The sequence below is a fragment of the Rhodococcus sp. ACS1 genome, from assembly GCF_002300155.1.
GTDB classification, from domain to species: domain Bacteria; phylum Actinomycetota; class Actinomycetes; order Mycobacteriales; family Mycobacteriaceae; genus Rhodococcus_F; species Rhodococcus_F koreensis.
In genome coordinates this window covers 738510-754408 of the sequence record NZ_NSDZ01000005.1, presented here as the reverse complement: position 1 = coordinate 754408, position 15899 = coordinate 738510, and the positions used below count along the sequence as shown (strand labels likewise).

Below are 15899 nucleotides of genomic sequence, written 5' to 3'. Positions count from 1 at the left end.
CTCGTTCCGTGTCGTGGGGGTGTGTCAGAAGACGTTGCGGAGCCACTTCCCGGGCCCCGTCATGGGGAGTTTCATCCGGCCCAGACAGGCCCAGATCGTGAGCTGGTTGGCGGTGAGCACCGGTTTGCCGAGTTCCTGTTCGAGCGGCGCGATGACGTCGTAGGTCGGCAGGTTGGTGCAGCTGACGAAGATCGCCTCCGACCGGGGGTCGTCCGCCGCGATGATCCGCTCGGCGATCGTGCGGTAGTTGACCTTCCAGATGCCGCCGCCGAGCCCGAGGTGATCGGAGCGCACCACCTCGGTGCCGGCCTCGTTCAGGAACGCGTGCAACCGTTCGGTCAGCGGGGCGTCGTACGGCGTGATCACCGACAGCCTGCTCAGCTCGAGGTGCTCGATCGCCTCGACCAGCGCCCCGGACGTGGTGACCGCGTGCAGGGCGCCGGCCTCGCAGATCGCGTCGCACAGCGTCCGCTCGTATTCGAGGCCCTTGATGAAACTTCCCGACGTGCACAGATAGGCCACGACCTCCGGCTCGACGTGCAGGACGTCGCGCGTCGCCGCCATGAGGTGTCTTCGCTCGGACACGAGTTCGGCCATCTCCAGGCTGACGGGCACGGGTTCGTACGGCGTGCGCGCCAGATGCAGGCTCACCTCGAGGGGAGCCCAACGCCACAGTTCACGTTCGAGCGCCAGGTCGAACGGGGCGATGATGCCTATTCCCCGTTGCGCGATCGGCCCCTCGAATTCGGGAATGTTCAGTTCCAACACCAGGCCTCACCTTCGATTCGACCGCGCCCGAGCATTATCAGATTGTTGACAATCATACGAGTTACTCTTACGGTGTCAACGTGAGTCGGAACCCGATCGTCGCGGTGCTACATGCCCACGTTCTGCCGAGCGACGAACTCATGGCACCGGTCGCGTCCCGTGCCGAAGTTCGCTACACCGGCAAGGCGGGGCTGAGCGACGCCCTCGACGGCGCGGACGTGCTGTTTCTCTACGACTTCCTCACCGACGCGGTGCCCGGAGCGTGGCATGCCGCCGGTTCCCTGCAGTGGCTGCACATCGCCGCGGCCGGCGTCGATCCCGTCATGTTCCCCGAGGCCCGCGACAGCGACGTCACGATCACCAACTCCCGGGGCGTGTTCGACGGCGCGATCGCCGAGTACGTGCTCGCCCAGATCCTCGCGTTCGCGAAGGATCTGCCGGGTTCGCTGCGACTGCAGCAGTCCCACACGTGGCAGCACCGCGAATCCGAGCGGATCGCGGGCCGCACCGCCCTGATCGTCGGCACCGGCCCCATCGGCCGCGCCACCGCCCGACTTCTCCGCGCAGCGGGGATGAAGGTCAGCGGTTCGGGTCGCACCGCCCGCGACGCCGATCCCGACTTCGGGACGGTCACCGCCACCGAAGATCTCCCGGAGCAACTCGCGGCCGCCGATTACGTGATCGCGGTGGCCCCGCTCACCGAGCAGACCCGTCACCTGTTCCGCGATACGACGTTCGCCGCTATGAAGCCGGGCGCGCGGTTCGTCAACGTCGGACGGGGTGAGCTCGTGCGCACCGACGACCTCGTCGCCGCGCTGCGGGCGGGAACGATCGCGGGCGCCGCGCTCGACGTGTTCGACACGGAACCGCTCCCCGCGGACCATCCGCTCTGGGACATGACGAACGTGTCGATCACGCCCCACAATTCGGGCGACTTCGCCGGCTGGCGCGACGACCTCATCACCGTGTTCACCGACAATTTCGAACGCTGGGTGACGGGGTACCCGCTCGAGAACGTAGTTGACAAGCACCTCGGGTACGTACCGAGCCGATGATGACAGGGCCCGAACGTCCAGGCTGAAGGAGTTCTCATGAATCCCACCGACATGACCGCCGTCGAACTGGTCACGGCCTACTCGTCCGGAGAACTTTCGCCGGTGGAGGCGACGCAGGCGATGCTCGACGCCATCACCGAGCGTGATCGCGCCATCAACTCGTACTGCCTCGTCGACGAGGAGCGGGCGCTCGCGCAGGCCCGGAAGTCCGAGGAGCGCTGGAACACCGGCTACTCCAAGGGACTGCTCGACGGCGTCCCGATCTCCATCAAGGACATCTTCCTCACCGACGGCTGGCCGACGCTCCGCGGATCGCAGGCCGTCGACGAGGACCAGCCGTGGGACGTCGACAGTCCCGTCGCCGCCCGGCTGCGCGAGGACGGGATGGTGTTCCTCGGCAAGACCACAACCCCCGAGATCGCCTGGAAGGCCGTCACCGACAGCGCTCTGTGCGGCATCACCCGCAACCCCGCCGACCCGACCAAGACGGCCGGCGGTTCTTCGGGCGGCAGTGCCGCGGCGGTCGCCGCGGGTCTCGGTCCCTGCTCCGTCGGCACCGACGGCGGCGGCAGTGTGCGGATCCCCGCGTCGTTCTGCGGCGTCGTCGGTTTCAAGCCCACCCACGGCCGGATCCCCCTGTTCCCGGCGAGCCCGTTCGGGCCGCTGGCGCACGCCGGCCCGATCACCCGCACGGTCGAGGACGCGGCGCTGCTGATGGACATCCTGGCGTTGCCCGACCCGCGCGACCCGACGTCGCTCGCGCCGTCCCCGACCACCTTCCGCGGCGAAATCGGCCGCGACGTGGTCGGACTCGGCGTCGCCTACTCCCCCACACTCGGCTACGTGACCGTCGATCCGGAGGTCCGGGCGATCGTCGACCGGGCGGTGCAGGCCATCGACGCGGCGGGCCTGCCGGTCACCGCCGCCGACCCCGGGTTCGGCGATCCGATCGACGCCTTCGAACTGTTGTGGGCGGCCGGGGCCGCCGCCATGCTGAAGAATTTCCCGGAGGGGGCACGCGACAAGGTCGACCCGGGCCTCGGCAAGGTCTGGGAACGAGGCGAGAAGTTCAGCGCGGTCGAGTATCTCGACGCTCGCGCGGTCGCCGCGGACATCGGCATCACGATGGGCAAATTCCATCTGACGCACAATGTCCTGCTCACACCCACCGTCCCCATTCCGGCTTTCGAGGCGGGCCACGACGTCCCGCCGGGCAGCGACCTCACCGGCTGGCCGCAGTGGACGCCGTTCACGTACCCGTTCAACCTGACCCAGCAGCCGGCGATCAGCATCCCGGTCGGTCGCACCGCGGCGGGTCTGCCGGTGGGCCTGCAGATCATCGGCCCCCGGCATTCGGACGACCTCGTGCTCGCGGTCGCACGGTACGCGGAGCACGTCCTCGGCTAGGTCGGCCGAAAAGCACCCGATTCGCGCTGCATCCGAGGATGATCAGAACTGGGCCCGGTGCTCCGAACATCTGCTCTGCTGCCGGGCGACAGTTGCCTGACAGAAGTTTTCGGGGTCGAGGAGAGCCCGGGAGAGTAGATGACAGCAATGCCGGTGTCCGGGGTCCCGCCGCATTCGCCGCAGGACCGGGATCCGTTCGCCCCGGGCATGGTCGTCGCCACTCGATACACACTCCTCGGACGATTCGCCGGACCCGACTGGGTGCAGTGGTGGCACGCGCACGACACCGAACTGTGCAGGGACGTCTCGCTCAGCCTCGTCGACTCGGCGCACCTCCGCGACACCGACACCCGTCCGGATCCGGTGGCGCGGTTCTGCCGGAACACCACCGGCACCAGCTTCAGCCACGAGGGGCGGATCGCGCAGGTCTACGACATCGCGGTGGTCGGCGACCGGATCGCCGTGGTCGCGGAATGGACGCCCGGATGGCGTCTCGCGGATATCGCGCGCACGGTTCCGCGGCCGCTGGACGCCGCGCGCATCGTGCGCGACCTCGCCGCCGCCACCGCGGACGCGCACCATTTCGGTGCGCGCATCTCACTCGATCATCCCAACCGGGTACGGATCTCCCGGGAAGGACTCGCGGTCCTCGCCTTCCCCGCCACCCTCGCCGCCGCGAGCACGGCCGACGACGTCGCCGGCCTCGGCGCGCTGCTGTACGCACTGCTGCTCGGCACGTGGCCGCTGCCGTCGTGCGGCGAGACCCACGCGGCCGGACTGCCCCCCGCCGGTCGTCGGGGTGACGGTTCCGTCGTCCCGCCGCATCGGGTGCGGCCCACGATTCCCCGGCGACTGTCCGACGTGGCCGTCAACGCGCTCACCCGGCGACCCGGGATGGACACCGCGCAGGCGGTGGTCGACGCCCTCGACCGGATGCTGGCGGACGCGCGGGCTCGGTCGGCTCCCGCGTTCGCCCCGAAGAAGAAGGTCCGCCCGAAGGCCGACGACCGGTCGGCCCGATCGAGGGCGCCGCTTCCCGCGATGAGCGCTGCACTCGCCGTGGTCGTCGCCCTCGGCGCCGCCGGGTGGGCGATCGGCACCTCGTTCACCGCGTCGGACGCACCGCCCGCGGCTGTCGCGGACAGCACGCTCAGCGAGATCGTGCCCGCGCCGGAACCCGACCCGGTACCGCTGATCCCGTCGTCCGCGACCGTCTACTCCCCCCAGCACTTCCCGGACAACGGGACGAGGGCGTCGCTCGCGGTCGACGCGAACCCGGCAACGTTCTGGGCCACCGACCGCTACCCGCAGCAATTGCCGCCGACGAAGGGCGGAGTGGGCCTGATCGTGTCGTTCCCCAAGCCCGTCGATCTGCGGACCGTCTGGATCGAATCACCGACGCCGGGCACCAGGGTCGAGATCCGGACCGCGCCCGCCGCCTGGGCCAACATCGGCCACACCCAGTTGCTCGGCGCCGCCACGCTCGCGCCCGGAGTCACCCGGATCGCCGCCCGCACGCCCGCACCCACCACCCGCGTCCTCGTGTGGATCTCGGGCCTGTCCCCGGTCGAATCCGGATTCCAGTCGAGCCTGTCGGAGATCGGGTTCCTGGGCGGCGGCGCATGAGTCGCGACATCTTCGGCCCCACCCAGCCGAACACGGGAAGCACCGCGCGCGACCACCTCGCGAACGAACGCACCTATCTCGCGTGGCATCGCACCGGCATCAGTGTCGCCGCACTCGGTGTGGCGGTGGCGAAGTTCGCCCCACACCGCGGCGACCACGCCATTGCCGCCGGATTCATTCTGATCGGCGCGGGCCTGCTGGTATCCGCCTACGGCACCTACCGATACCGGGTCATCAGCAGGCAGATCGAATCCGGGGTATTCGCGCCGGCGACGTTCGCCGCCGTCGTCACCTCCAGCGTCGTCACACTGCTCGCGCTCCTCGCCGTGCTGGTTCTACTCTGACCCCGGCGCGGCCTCGACGCAGCGGAATCCGATGTGGCTCATCCCGGTGTCGACCATCTGCGGCCGCCGGGCCGCGGGCCGGTACCGGCGGCAGTAGCTGTCTGCGCAGAGGAACGATCCACCCTTGATCACCCGCCGCGGAACCCGGAACTGGGGTTGACGCGGGTCGAAGCTCTCCGCCATGCCGGGTCCACGCGGATTGCGTGGCGCACAGCACGACTGCGCGGTGTCGTCGTGCCGATCGGCGTACCAGTCGGCGGTCCACTCCCACACGTTTCCCGCCATGTCGAACAGACCGTAGTCGTTGGGCCGATAACTACCGACGGCGGTCGTGGTGCCGTACCCGGGGTCGGCGCGCCACGGGAAGTCCCCGTGCCAGTAGTTCGCCGGCGGCGGGGACTCGGCGTCCGGGATGTCGCCCCAGGTGAATTCGGCCTGGTCGAGACCGCCGCGCGCCGCGGCCTCCCACTGCGCCTCGGTGGGGAGGGACCGTCCGGCCCACTGTGCGTACGCGGCCGCGTCCTCGTGGGCGACGTGGACGACGGGATGCCGTTCACGACCCGCGACCGTCGACGCCGGTCCGGTGGGGCGGTGCCAGGACGCGCCGACCGTCCAGGTCCACCACTGGCTCAGGTGACGGAGATCGACCGGCCCGCGGGTGGGAGTGAACACCATCGATCCGGGTTGCAGGTTCTCCGCCGGAGCCCCGGGAAAGTCGGCGGGGTTCAGCGGACGCTCGGCGACCGTGACGTAACCGGTGTCCCGCACGAACGTCGTGAACTGTTCGTTGGTGACCTGGTACGCCTCGATCGCGAACGCGTCGACCGCCACCCGATGCGCCGGACCCTCTTCCGGATAGTGCCGATCCGAGCCCATGGTGAACGTCTGGGCGGGGATGCGACGGACATCGGAAACGGTCACGGTATCCACGAAGTCTCCCCTTCCGACTGCTCAGGTGACGGCTGGCGAGAAGACGCTCGTCCAATCGTTCTTCATGCTTACCACGGTCCAGTTGTTCGCTCGTGCCTCTTCGAGGGCCTGCTCGGCGCCGGCGACGTAGTCGAATTCGCGATCGGTGTCGTCGTGCAGGATCAGCACCCGCAGGGACGGCCGGTCGGGCAGCCCGGAGAACGCCAGCATCGGCAGGTCGCCGTTGGAGTTGCCGACCGACAGGATCGGCCGACGCCCGATCCTGCTCCAGATCCGGACCGGTTTCTCCGGTCCGTCGTCGAAGAAATCCATCGCCGCCTTGTACAGCAGCTCCGTCCGGCCTTCCTCGGCGCGGTAGGAGAGGCCGAGTGCGCTGCCGATGATCCGTTCCGGCGGCACCCCGTAGAGCTGCCCGGCGATCGGGCGCATGAAGTCCCGGTCACCGCCGGACGCGAGGTAGATCGTGAATCCGTTCGCCTCCAGGTAGCGCAGCAGTTCGACCATCGGTGCGTATCCGCAGCCCCGGTACGGTCGACCGAGCGTCGGATGGTCCGCCCCGTCGAAGAATGCGGTGACGCGGGCGTCGTAGTCCTCGACGCTGACCTCGTCGAACGCCCGGGTGATCGCACCCATCAACAGCTTCAGATCCGCGTCGTCGCCGTGATAATGCTTGACCATCGCGGCGCCGAGCCATTTCAGGTCGTGCTCGTGCGCGGCCTGCCAGGGCTGCGTCTGCTGCAGATCGGGATCGGCAGCGGCCATTTCCGCCAAGCGCCGGATCGTGAAGTCGAGTTGGATCGGCATCGGCTTCTCGCACCACAGTGTGCCGTCGTTGTCGAAAACGGCGACCCGGTCCGCAGGCTCGACGAAGTCCGGCCCGCGCGCCGTTACCCGTCCGACGAAGTCCTCGATCGCGGACCGCGTCGATCCGTCCGCCCAGGAACCACCCAGTCCGGCACCCATCCCGGTCAGTCCTTCGACAGGAAGGCGTGCAGCTTCGCCACCGCGTGGTCGATCGTGAAGCTTGCCGGCTCCTGCCGCGGAGGAAATTCCTTGAACGTCTCGAGGAATTGAGTCGTGATGACCGTTCCGTAGATCGCGATGTAGTCGTGGTCGAGGAACCAGTCCCAATAGGTGTTCGACGTGATATCGGCCCGCTCGAACGGGTCGGTGCGCAGGTTGAACAGTTTCGGTAGCCGCAGTGGAGTGAACGGCTCCGCCCACAGTCCGAGGGTGCCCTGCGCCCGCTGCTCCATGAACACGATCTTCCAGTTGTCGAAACGGATGCCCAGCACGTCGCAGTCGTCGGAGAAATAGACCATGCCCCGGCGCGGGGACTTGTCGACCTCACCGGTGAGATACGGCAGCAGGTTGTAGCCGTCGATGTGCGCCTTGAACCTCTTGCCGCCGGCGTCGTGACCGCTCTTCAGTTGCTCGACGACCTCGGGCGCACCCGCGGCGGCGAGGAAGGTGGGCAGCCAGTCGTGGTGCTGAACGATCTCGTTGGAGACCACGCCGGCGGGAATCTTGCCCGGCCAGCGGATCACTTCCGGGACGCGGAACGCGCCCTCCCAGTTGGTGTCCTTCTCGCTGCGGAACGGTGTGGTCGCGCCGTCCGGCCAGGTGTTCGCGTGCGGGCCATTGTCGGTGCTGTAGATGACGATGGTGTTCTCGGCGAGACCGAGTTCGTCGACGGCGTCGAGCAACTGGCCGACATGCTTGTCGTGATCGACCATGGTGTCGTGGTAGGGCGACTGCCAGTGCCCGGCCTGCCCGATGCTTTCCGGCTTCGTGTGCGTCCGCAGGTGCATGTGTGTGGTGTTCATCCACACGAAGAACGGGGTTTCGGCCTCCTTCTGCCGCGTGATGAAGTCGATTGCCGCGGCGACCGTCTCGTCGTCGATGGTCTCCATCCGCTTCTTGGTCAGCGGCCCGGTGTCCTCGATGCGCTGCTTCCCGAGCGGCCCGTATCGCGGATCGACCTCACCGGCGTCTTCCTCGGTGGCCCAGCAGTGGAGGACGCCGCGCGGCATCATCACCTCGTGCAGTTTGGGATAGTCCTGCGCGCTGGGATAGTCGGGGAGCTCGGGTTCTTCCTCCGCGTTGAGGTGATAGAGGTTGCCGAAGAATTCGTCGAACCCGTGCACGGTCGGCAGATATTTGTTCAGGTCGCCGAGATGGTTCTTCCCGAACTGCCCGGTGGCGTATCCGAGTGGCTTGAGCAGTTCGGCGATGGTGGGGTCCTCCGGCGACAATCCGACGTCGACTCCTGGGATTCCCACCTTGCTCATGCCGGTGCGGTACACGCTCTGCCCGGTGATGAACGACGCCCGGCCCGCGGTACAGCTCTGTTCCCCGTAGGAATCGGTGAACCTCATCCCCTCGTCGGCGAGGCGGTCGATGTTCGGTGTGCGGTAGCCCATCAGCCCGTCGCTGTAGCAGCTGAGATTGGTGATACCGATGTCGTCGCCCCAGATGACCAGAATGTTGGGTTTCGCGTCCGTCATCTGTCTCTCCTCGCATCATCGGGGGAATCGCAATCCTGACGATGCTCGCGGGACGTCCCGGCCACATCACCCGCGCCGGGTGAGAACCTCGTGCCGCCGACCTGCGTCAGTCCGGCGGCACCGACGCCGGTCGGTCCACGGCCAGGATGTACACGCTGATCACCATCACCCACACCGGAAACACCAGCGTTACCCAGAGACTGAAGCTGACGACCACCAGGAGCGTGACTGACAGCACGTAGGTGGCGACGGCCAGCCAACGCGGCATCAGCCCGGTGCGCAGCCAGATGGTCCCCAGCGAGATCATGAACACCCCGGCCATGCGAACTCCGTACACGTTGTTCACGTGCAACATCACCTCGCGACCGAAGTAGACGAGGTCGTTCTGCGGAGCGGTGGGCAGCCGGGATATGGCGAGCATTCCACCGGCGAGGGCCATCGACACGAAGGTCGTCGCGAGGAACAACAGCCCACTGCCCACGAAGACGGTCGAGAAGAATCGGTCTTCGAGTTCTCCGAGCCGGTCGCGAATGACGCCGATGAACCACAGGAACGCGATGCCCGCGAAGGGCGCGAGGACCAGGGCCGCCGTGATCTGCGTCTGGTGACTTACCCACGGGGTGCCCGCGGCGCCCGGCAGTGCGCTGCGCAGCAGGACGATGCTGGAGGCGAACAGGACGCCGAAGACGACACCGGCGACGGCTGCGGCCCGTGGGGTCCGCAGCCGGTGGTACTCGGCATCGCCCCGTGTGCCGGCCATGAGATCAGTCTTCGCCGCGGTCGCGGTCCGGGGCAACAGGGACTATCCGGAAGCCGCCAGTGTCGCTTTGAGAACGGTGACGTCCAGCGTGGCCGCCAGATCGGCGATCGTCACACCCGACAGGGTGTCCCGCCACGCACGCTCGGCGTCGGCCATGACCTTCGCGATGCCGCAGGGGGTCGTGCACTGTTCCGGTGGCGCGGCGAGCAGCCCCTGCTGCCGGATCTCCGTGCACCGAAACGCCGGTGCCGCGCCGTCGACCGCCTGCACGACGTCGAGCACCGTGATGTCCCCGGGGGCACGGGTGAGGACGTACCCGCCGTCGCGGCCCTCGGTCGGGTGGACGAGGCCGGCCCGTGCCAGCGACTGCAGGTGCTTGGCGAGATAGGACTTCGACACCCCGTGCAGGTCTGCCAGCCGCGCGGTCGGCACCGGACCCTCGGCCTGGCTGAGCACGACGCAGCAGTGGAGCGACCACTCCACACCACCGGAAATCTTCATGCTCACGACCCTATTTGCGCAACCATTCGTCCAGGGTGGTCGGGGCGATCCAGGCGCCGGCGCCGGGTGTCGGCGTGATGGCCGCGTCGTCGAGTTGCGCACCGAAGTAGCCGGCGGCGGGATCGGTCGTCACGGACCGCTTGTCTCCGGTCGACGCGAACAGCCGGCGCACCAGTTCGTCGATGCCCAGCGGCTCGGGACCGGCGATCTCGACGGTGCCGTTCAACGGGGAGCCTGCGGCAACCTCCGCCACCCGCGACACGACGTCACGCGAGGCGATGGGCTGCAGGTGCGCCGGCGTCGCGTGCACCGTGTCGCCGACGGTCCCGGCGTCGGCGATGCCCGCGATGAACTCGAAGAACTGGGTCGATCGCACGATCGAGTAGGGCACTGGGCCCGCCTTGACCACGTCTTCCTGTGCGACCTTGGCCCGCAGGTATCCCGAGTCGGGAAGCCGGTCGGCGCCGACGATCGACAGGACCACGTGGTGCCCGACGCCGGCGGCCTCCTCGGCGGCGAGCATGTGCTTCGTCGAGTCCCGGAAAAACGCCAGGACGTCGTCGTCCGCCCACGACGGCGAGTTGGTCAGGTCCACCACCGCGTCGGCTCCCGCGACGGCTTCCGCGACGCCCTTGCCGGTGGTCGTGTCGATTCCGTCGGCGCGGCCGAGTGCCACGACGTCGTGCCCGGTCTTGCCGAGCGTGGCCGCGACCTGCCGTCCGATCAGTCCGTTCCCGAAAATGACGATCTTCACGTCTTCTCTCCTTTACTCGGATAAATCGTATCCGAGTTTACTCCGACAAGCGTTGTCCGAGTCAAGGCCCGCATCACGCCGATTCCGGCCGCACCACGACGGGCACCCCCTCGTACGGCGCGAGGGTGATCGGGAAACTGTGCAGCTCGTCCACGGCGCCGATCTGTTCGTCGGTGAACAGGTTGACCGCGGGCGAGCCCGCGGGCAGGAACTGCGACTGGACGGTCGCGGCGATCTCCTCGGACGTGAAGTTGAGGACCGTGACCTCCAGACTCGCGTCCGCCAGTTCGTGGACCATCACGAGCAGCCCCTTGTGCGACACGGTCGGCACGTCGAGCTGGACGGCGGTGGCGATGCCGAATCGGTTCCGGATGTCGATGATGCGGGCCAAGCGGCGTGCGAAGGACGTCGGATCCTGCAGTTGCACAGGCAAACTCCCGTACAGACTGTGTCCGCGGGGAATGCCCGACTCCGACCGTTCGGCGTCCGGGTTGACGCCCATCAGGTCGTGCGCACCCCGGTTGATCCAGCGGGTGTCCCCCTCCGCGAGGAGATCGGCGACGTCCTCGGACGGCACGGGAAGCAAACCGCACAGGTCCCAGCCCGACAGAGCGAACACTCCCGGCTGGAGTGCGTTGAACATCGCCAGCAGCAGGTGGGCCTGCTTGACGGTGTCGATGTCGGCGGCGTCCATCCGGTCGAGGTCGCGGATGCCCAGCGCGGCGGTGATGACACTGGCTGTCGTGCACGCGATCCCGTTCGTGGTGAACGTGCGGTTGTACGGCGCCCACCGCCCGGTGAGCCGCTCGCAGAGGTCCTTGCGGATGCGGTCGCCGAGGTCCGACCCGGTGACGGACTCGCCGCCGTAGTCGAACTCGTCGTCCTTGTGCAGCGTCGCGAAATGGACCAGCTCGAACGTCAGCTCGTCGTGATTCTGCAGAGCATGGACGAGCGAAGCCGCGTCGACGCCGTGATCGCGGGCGAGGTTCATCGTCAACCGGAGGAATTCGGTGTTCCCCATGACCAGCGCGTGATGGTAGGCGGGGCGATTGATGAAGTCGTACGACAGGTCGGCGCCGGTCGTGCCCATCGCCTTGATGTCGTCGATGGTGAGGTTCAACTCCTGGAACGTGAATCCGCCCATCTTCCGCACGATGCTGGCGATGAGGTGATTCGCCGCCTCCGACAGCGGGTGCCCCTCCGACCAGCCGGGGAGTCCCTCGGTGCGGCGTTCCACCCCGAGGAAACCGTTGGCGTCCAGGCGGAGCGCGCCTGCGCCGAGGTCCGCGATGGAATGGCATGCGTCGCCGATGACGAGGCGCATGCCCGCGAACGACGGATCGAGCCAGTTGATCGACGGCTGCCCCGCCTTGAAATAGTGCAGATACACCCACCTGCGCTCGACGCCGTCCACCCCCATCACCGCGGGTGTGACACTCCAGTTGGTCTCCTTCACCCCGAGTTCGTAGAAGATGACCCGCTGGAGTTGCCCGATGATGTACCCGGCGCGGGCGAGTTGCGCCTCGGTGTCGGCGTCGATGTTCACCGCGTCCCGGCCGTCCGGAACGCGGGGAAGCAGGTGCCAGTCCTGCTGTTCGATCTCCACCATGTGATAGATGCCGGGATAGTCGGCGTGCGCCATCTCGGCGAGCCGGAAGTCGGCGCCCTTACCCGTGTGACCGGGGACGATGTCGTCGATGACGATGCCGTCGTACGCTGCGGCGACGACGCAGAGCTTGCGGAACTCCTCCTCCGTCCCGAACGCCGAGTCGATCTGCATGCTGATGCGGTCGAAGTGGCCGTCCACCGAGGGCGTGGCCCGCCACCCGTCGATCCCACCGGCCTGCTTCACCGGCCCCGTGTGCACCGCCGTCACCCCGATGTCGGAGAAGGCCTGCCACAGCGACTCGTCGCCGAGCGAACTCAGGAAACTCGCGCCCGGCGCCGTGATGATCGAGATCGGGTACGCCGTGAACCACACCGAACCCCGCTCCACCGCGGCCCGCGGATTGGGGTCGGCATACGGGTTCTGCCACATGCTGCCCTTGCCGGACAACTGCTCCGCGATCAACTTCGCATCGTGCAGGATCGACTGGTTGATCAGCCACTCCACGTACTTCGGGTTGTCCGGCACCGGCTCACCCGACTGCGCATCCACCCTGGCCGCGCGGCGGACCGACGGTTTCAACGGCCGCGGACGCGCCGGGTAGAACTGCTCGTCGTAGCTGATCTCGCTGGGCTCGTGATGGATCTCGGGGTTCATGGTCCTCCGTCGTCATCTCGTCGACTCCGCACCGGTCGGCTACCCGTCCACCGTCCCACGGAAACGACCGCCCGGCATGCGGAGTTGGGGAGGAAACGGCTCGATCACCTGGCGAGCAGCGGTGTGACGTCCCGGCCGACGAATTCGACGAATCCCAGCAGATCCGGTTCGTCCTCGGTCGGCGTGATCGCCACGGACGTCGCGCCCAGATCGGCGAGTCTGCGCACCTCCGCGGCGATGGTGTTCGCGTCTCCCGCGACGCCGATTCCTGCGTCGGCCGGTTTCTCCCACCGCGCCAGTTCCGCATCCACCCGTCGCTGCGCACCGTCGCCGGTGGCGGCGATCTTCGGGACGACCACGTCATGCGAGGCGGCCCGGTCGCCGCCGATCTCCTCCACGATCAGGTCGCGGGTTCGGCGGACGTCGTCGTCGCCGACCGCGGACGGGAGGAGGTTGCCGTCACCCAGCCGTGCCGCCAGCCGGATCGACTTGGGGCCCTCGCCGCCGAGCATCAGCGGCACCCGCTCGGCCGGGGGCCAGTCCAGTGTCACGTCGTCGAGCCGAACGTACCGCCCGCGGGTGCTCACAGACTCGCCGTCGAGCAGCGCCCGCAGCGCCACCGAGTACTCCTCGAGCAGGGTCATCGGCGACCCGGCCCGGGCACCCACCTGCTCCATCCAGTCCTGCACCCCGTGTCCGACACCCGCGATCACCCGGCCGGGAAACAACCGGGCCATCGTGGCGATCTCCATCGCGGTGAGCGCGACGTTACGCAGCGGGGCGGGCATCAACCCGACGCCGACGTGGATTCGTTCCGTCCACGCGAGCGCCGCGGCCGCCGACGCGACGCCGCTCTCCTTGAAACAGTCTTCCCACAACCAGATCTCGTCGAGGCCGCTGCTCTCGGCCACCCGCGCGAAGTCTCTCAACCGCTCAGGTTCGATCGTCGGGATGAACGTCACGCCCAGTCGCGGCACCGCATTCGTCATCGACCCATCATGCGCGATCAGGCCGGCCCATCGTCACGATTCCCGCAACCGGGCGGTGCTGGCGCGCACGACCAGTGACGTCTTCATCAACGATCGCGTGCGGGTGCCGCCACCCAGCCGATCGAGCAGGATCGTCGCGGCCGCACGCCCCTTCTCGACGATCGGCTGATGAATCGTGCTGAGACCGAGAAGTTCTGCGACGGGCGCGTCGTCGAAACCGATGACGGACATGTCGTCCGGGACCGACAGCCCGCGCTCGCGCAGCACCTGCCACGCCGCCACCGCGTGCACGTCGGACGTCGCCACGAGCGCGGTGGGCTGTGCGGCGTCGAGCAGGATCCGGGTGGCCTCGGCACCGGAGTCGCTGTCGATGTTGCCCGCCACCACGATGAACAGTTCCTCCACCGGAAGGTGGTGGTCGCGGGCCGCGTCGAAATAGCCGGCGAGGCGTTCGCGTGCGTTGCGCTCGGTTGCCGCACCGACGTCGGCCGTCGTAACCATCCGGCAGTCGGAGTCCTGGCCGAGTTTGTCGACGATGATCCCGATGCGCCGGTGGCCCAGTTTCAGGATGTGGTCCATCTGGAGATAGGCGCCGTTCCGGTCGTCGATGGCCACGAACGGCAGTCCCGCGCTTCTGGGCGAATCGACGACGACAGCCGGGATGCCGCGCGCGATGATCGCCTCGACCAGGGGGTGCCCGTCCGGGACGTTGTGGATGACCACACCGTCCACGAGCCCACGGAGAACCAGCGAGTTCGGGGGCGAGTCCGGTGAGCCACCGCGGGAGGCCGGGAACAGGGTGAGGGCGATGTCGGCGGAGTTCCCGATTTCGGCGATGCCCTTCATCAGCAGGGTCACGGACGGATCCTCCAGCGCTTGCACCGGGGAGTCGGGCACGATCACGCCGACCGCGCCGATCCGTCCCGACCGCAGGCTGCTTCCGGCGATGTTCGGCCCGGCGTAGCCGAGGTCCGCGGCCACGGAGTAGATGCGTTCCCGTTGTGTCGCAGAGACCTTCGACGATTTACTGAAGGCGTAGGAGACGGTGGCGACCGATACGCCGGCCGCTTTCGCGACGTCTTTCATCGTGACCACGTGGTACTCCCTCGTCGGCGTTCATCGGCCACAACCGGCCGTTGCGCACCGAAGCGCACAGGTGGCGAAGCCCGATCCTAGTCCGCGGTCGGGCGCTCCCGACGCTCCCCTCGACATCACCCATTGACAGCGCTCCAGCCGGTGATACGATTCACCACCATAAGTTAATCGTTTCACCATCTGCTTTCACCATTCCGGTTTCACCATCCCTGGGAGCACTCATGACCAAGGTCCTCTACCTCTACGGCGGCTGGCCCGGCCACCATCCGTACGACATCGCCGCGTGGGCACGCGAACTGTTCTCCGAGCTGAACTACCAGGTCGAGGAGTCGCAGGACATCTTCACCCTCGACCGCGACCTGACCGGATACGACCTGATCGTGCTCGGCTGGAACAACGCGCTCACCACCGAAGACCTGAGCGATTCGCAGGAGAAGAACCTGCTCGACGCCGTCGCGGCCGGAACCGGGGTCGCGGCGTGGCACGGCGCCGCCGCCGCGTTCCGGGCGAGCCTGAAGTACCACTTCCTCCTCGGCGGCGACTTCGTCGAACACCCTGCGGGAGAGGCTTTCCCGCAGCCGTACAAGGTGAGCATCACCGACCGCGAGCACGAGGTGACCGCGGGTGTCGAGGACTTCGCCGTCGCGTCCGAGCAGTACTACATGCACGTCGACCCGAACAACCGGGTACTCGCGGAAACCGAGTTCAGCGGCGAGCACCTGCCCTGGCTGGAGGGACTGCGCAGCCCGGTGGCGTGGGTGCGCCAGTGGGGCGCCGGCCGGGTCTTCTACCACTCGATCGGCCACACCCCGGCCGACCTGTCGGAGCCGAACGTGCGCCGACTGACCAAGCAGGGACTGCGCTACGCCGCCCGCGTAGCCAACTGACACAGCAAGGAGA

At 67.9% G+C, this 15899-nt stretch carries 15 protein-coding genes; 5 read left to right on the top strand and 10 right to left on the bottom strand.

The window, feature by feature from the left end; genetic code table 11:
* Positions 1 to 24 precede the first annotated feature (24 nt).
* Complete coding sequence (locus tag CJ179_RS24210; RefSeq protein WP_083395640.1) at positions 25 to 768, bottom strand: Asp/Glu/hydantoin racemase; 744 nt, start codon at positions 766 to 768, stop codon at positions 25 to 27.
* An 80-nt stretch (positions 769 to 848) separates the two neighbouring features.
* Here CJ179_RS24210 and CJ179_RS24205 point away from each other — a divergent pair, with 80 nt between their 5' ends.
* From CJ179_RS24205 to CJ179_RS24190, 4 genes are all read left to right on the top strand, one after another.
* Positions 849 to 1823, top strand: coding sequence for a D-2-hydroxyacid dehydrogenase (locus CJ179_RS24205; protein ID WP_095863127.1), 975 nt, complete (start codon positions 849 to 851; stop codon positions 1821 to 1823).
* A 36-nt stretch (positions 1824 to 1859) separates the two neighbouring features.
* Positions 1860 to 3230 (top strand): amidase, encoded by a 1371-nt coding sequence (locus CJ179_RS24200; RefSeq protein ID WP_095863126.1) that lies wholly within the window; start codon positions 1860 to 1862, stop codon positions 3228 to 3230.
* 138 nt (positions 3231 to 3368) lie between these two features.
* Positions 3369 to 4856 (top strand): hypothetical protein, encoded by a 1488-nt coding sequence (locus tag CJ179_RS24195; RefSeq protein WP_095863125.1) that lies wholly within the window; start codon positions 3369 to 3371, stop codon positions 4854 to 4856.
* On the top strand, positions 4853 to 5200 hold the full coding sequence (locus CJ179_RS24190; protein ID WP_095863124.1) for a YidH family protein: 348 nt from the start codon (positions 4853 to 4855) through the stop codon (positions 5198 to 5200). The genes CJ179_RS24195 and CJ179_RS24190 overlap by 4 nt, the downstream gene beginning before the upstream one ends.
* Here CJ179_RS24190 and CJ179_RS24185 read toward each other — a convergent pair.
* The 9 genes from CJ179_RS24185 to CJ179_RS24145 all read right to left on the bottom strand — a co-directional run bounded on the left by CJ179_RS24185 (position 5192) and on the right by CJ179_RS24145 (position 14999).
* Positions 5192 to 6130, bottom strand: coding sequence for a formylglycine-generating enzyme family protein (locus CJ179_RS24185; RefSeq protein WP_095863123.1), 939 nt, complete (start codon positions 6128 to 6130; stop codon positions 5192 to 5194). The two genes, CJ179_RS24190 and CJ179_RS24185, sit on opposite strands and share 9 nt — an antisense overlap.
* Before the next feature lie 21 nt (positions 6131 to 6151).
* Positions 6152 to 7093 (bottom strand): HAD family phosphatase, encoded by a 942-nt coding sequence (locus tag CJ179_RS24180; protein ID WP_095863122.1) that lies wholly within the window; start codon positions 7091 to 7093, stop codon positions 6152 to 6154.
* Positions 7094 to 7098: 5 nt separating this feature from the next.
* The gene (locus CJ179_RS24175; protein ID WP_095863121.1) at positions 7099 to 8637 is read right to left on the bottom strand and encodes an arylsulfatase; all 1539 of its coding nucleotides are present in this window, start codon (positions 8635 to 8637) and stop codon (positions 7099 to 7101) included.
* Positions 8638 to 8743: 106 nt separating this feature from the next.
* Positions 8744 to 9397: a hypothetical protein gene (locus CJ179_RS24170; protein ID WP_095863120.1), complete on the bottom strand. Its 654-nt coding sequence runs from the start codon at positions 9395 to 9397 to the stop codon at positions 8744 to 8746.
* A gap of 42 nt (positions 9398 to 9439) precedes the next feature.
* Positions 9440 to 9898, bottom strand: a complete 459-nt coding sequence (locus CJ179_RS24165; protein WP_072939172.1) for an Rrf2 family transcriptional regulator — start codon at positions 9896 to 9898, stop codon at positions 9440 to 9442.
* A gap of 10 nt (positions 9899 to 9908) precedes the next feature.
* The gene (locus CJ179_RS24160) at positions 9909 to 10652 is read right to left on the bottom strand and encodes an SDR family oxidoreductase (protein WP_095863119.1); all 744 of its coding nucleotides are present in this window, start codon (positions 10650 to 10652) and stop codon (positions 9909 to 9911) included.
* A 73-nt stretch (positions 10653 to 10725) separates the two neighbouring features.
* Entirely contained in the window at positions 10726 to 12915 is a 2190-nt protein-coding gene (treS, locus tag CJ179_RS24155) for a maltose alpha-D-glucosyltransferase (RefSeq protein ID WP_095863118.1), read from the bottom strand.
* A 104-nt stretch (positions 12916 to 13019) separates the two neighbouring features.
* A complete protein-coding gene (locus CJ179_RS24150) occupies positions 13020 to 13904 on the bottom strand; it encodes an LLM class flavin-dependent oxidoreductase (protein WP_095863117.1) in 885 nt (294 codons plus the stop codon).
* A gap of 33 nt (positions 13905 to 13937) precedes the next feature.
* Positions 13938 to 14999, bottom strand: coding sequence for a LacI family DNA-binding transcriptional regulator (locus CJ179_RS24145; RefSeq protein WP_095863116.1), 1062 nt, complete (start codon positions 14997 to 14999; stop codon positions 13938 to 13940).
* Positions 15000 to 15220: 221 nt separating this feature from the next.
* Between CJ179_RS24145 and CJ179_RS24140 the strand changes: the two genes are divergently transcribed.
* Positions 15221 to 15886 carry a ThuA domain-containing protein gene (locus CJ179_RS24140; protein ID WP_005244749.1) on the top strand — a complete coding sequence of 222 codons (666 nt, stop codon included), beginning with the start codon at positions 15221 to 15223 and terminating at the stop codon, positions 15884 to 15886.
* Positions 15887 to 15899: the final 13 nt, after the last annotated feature.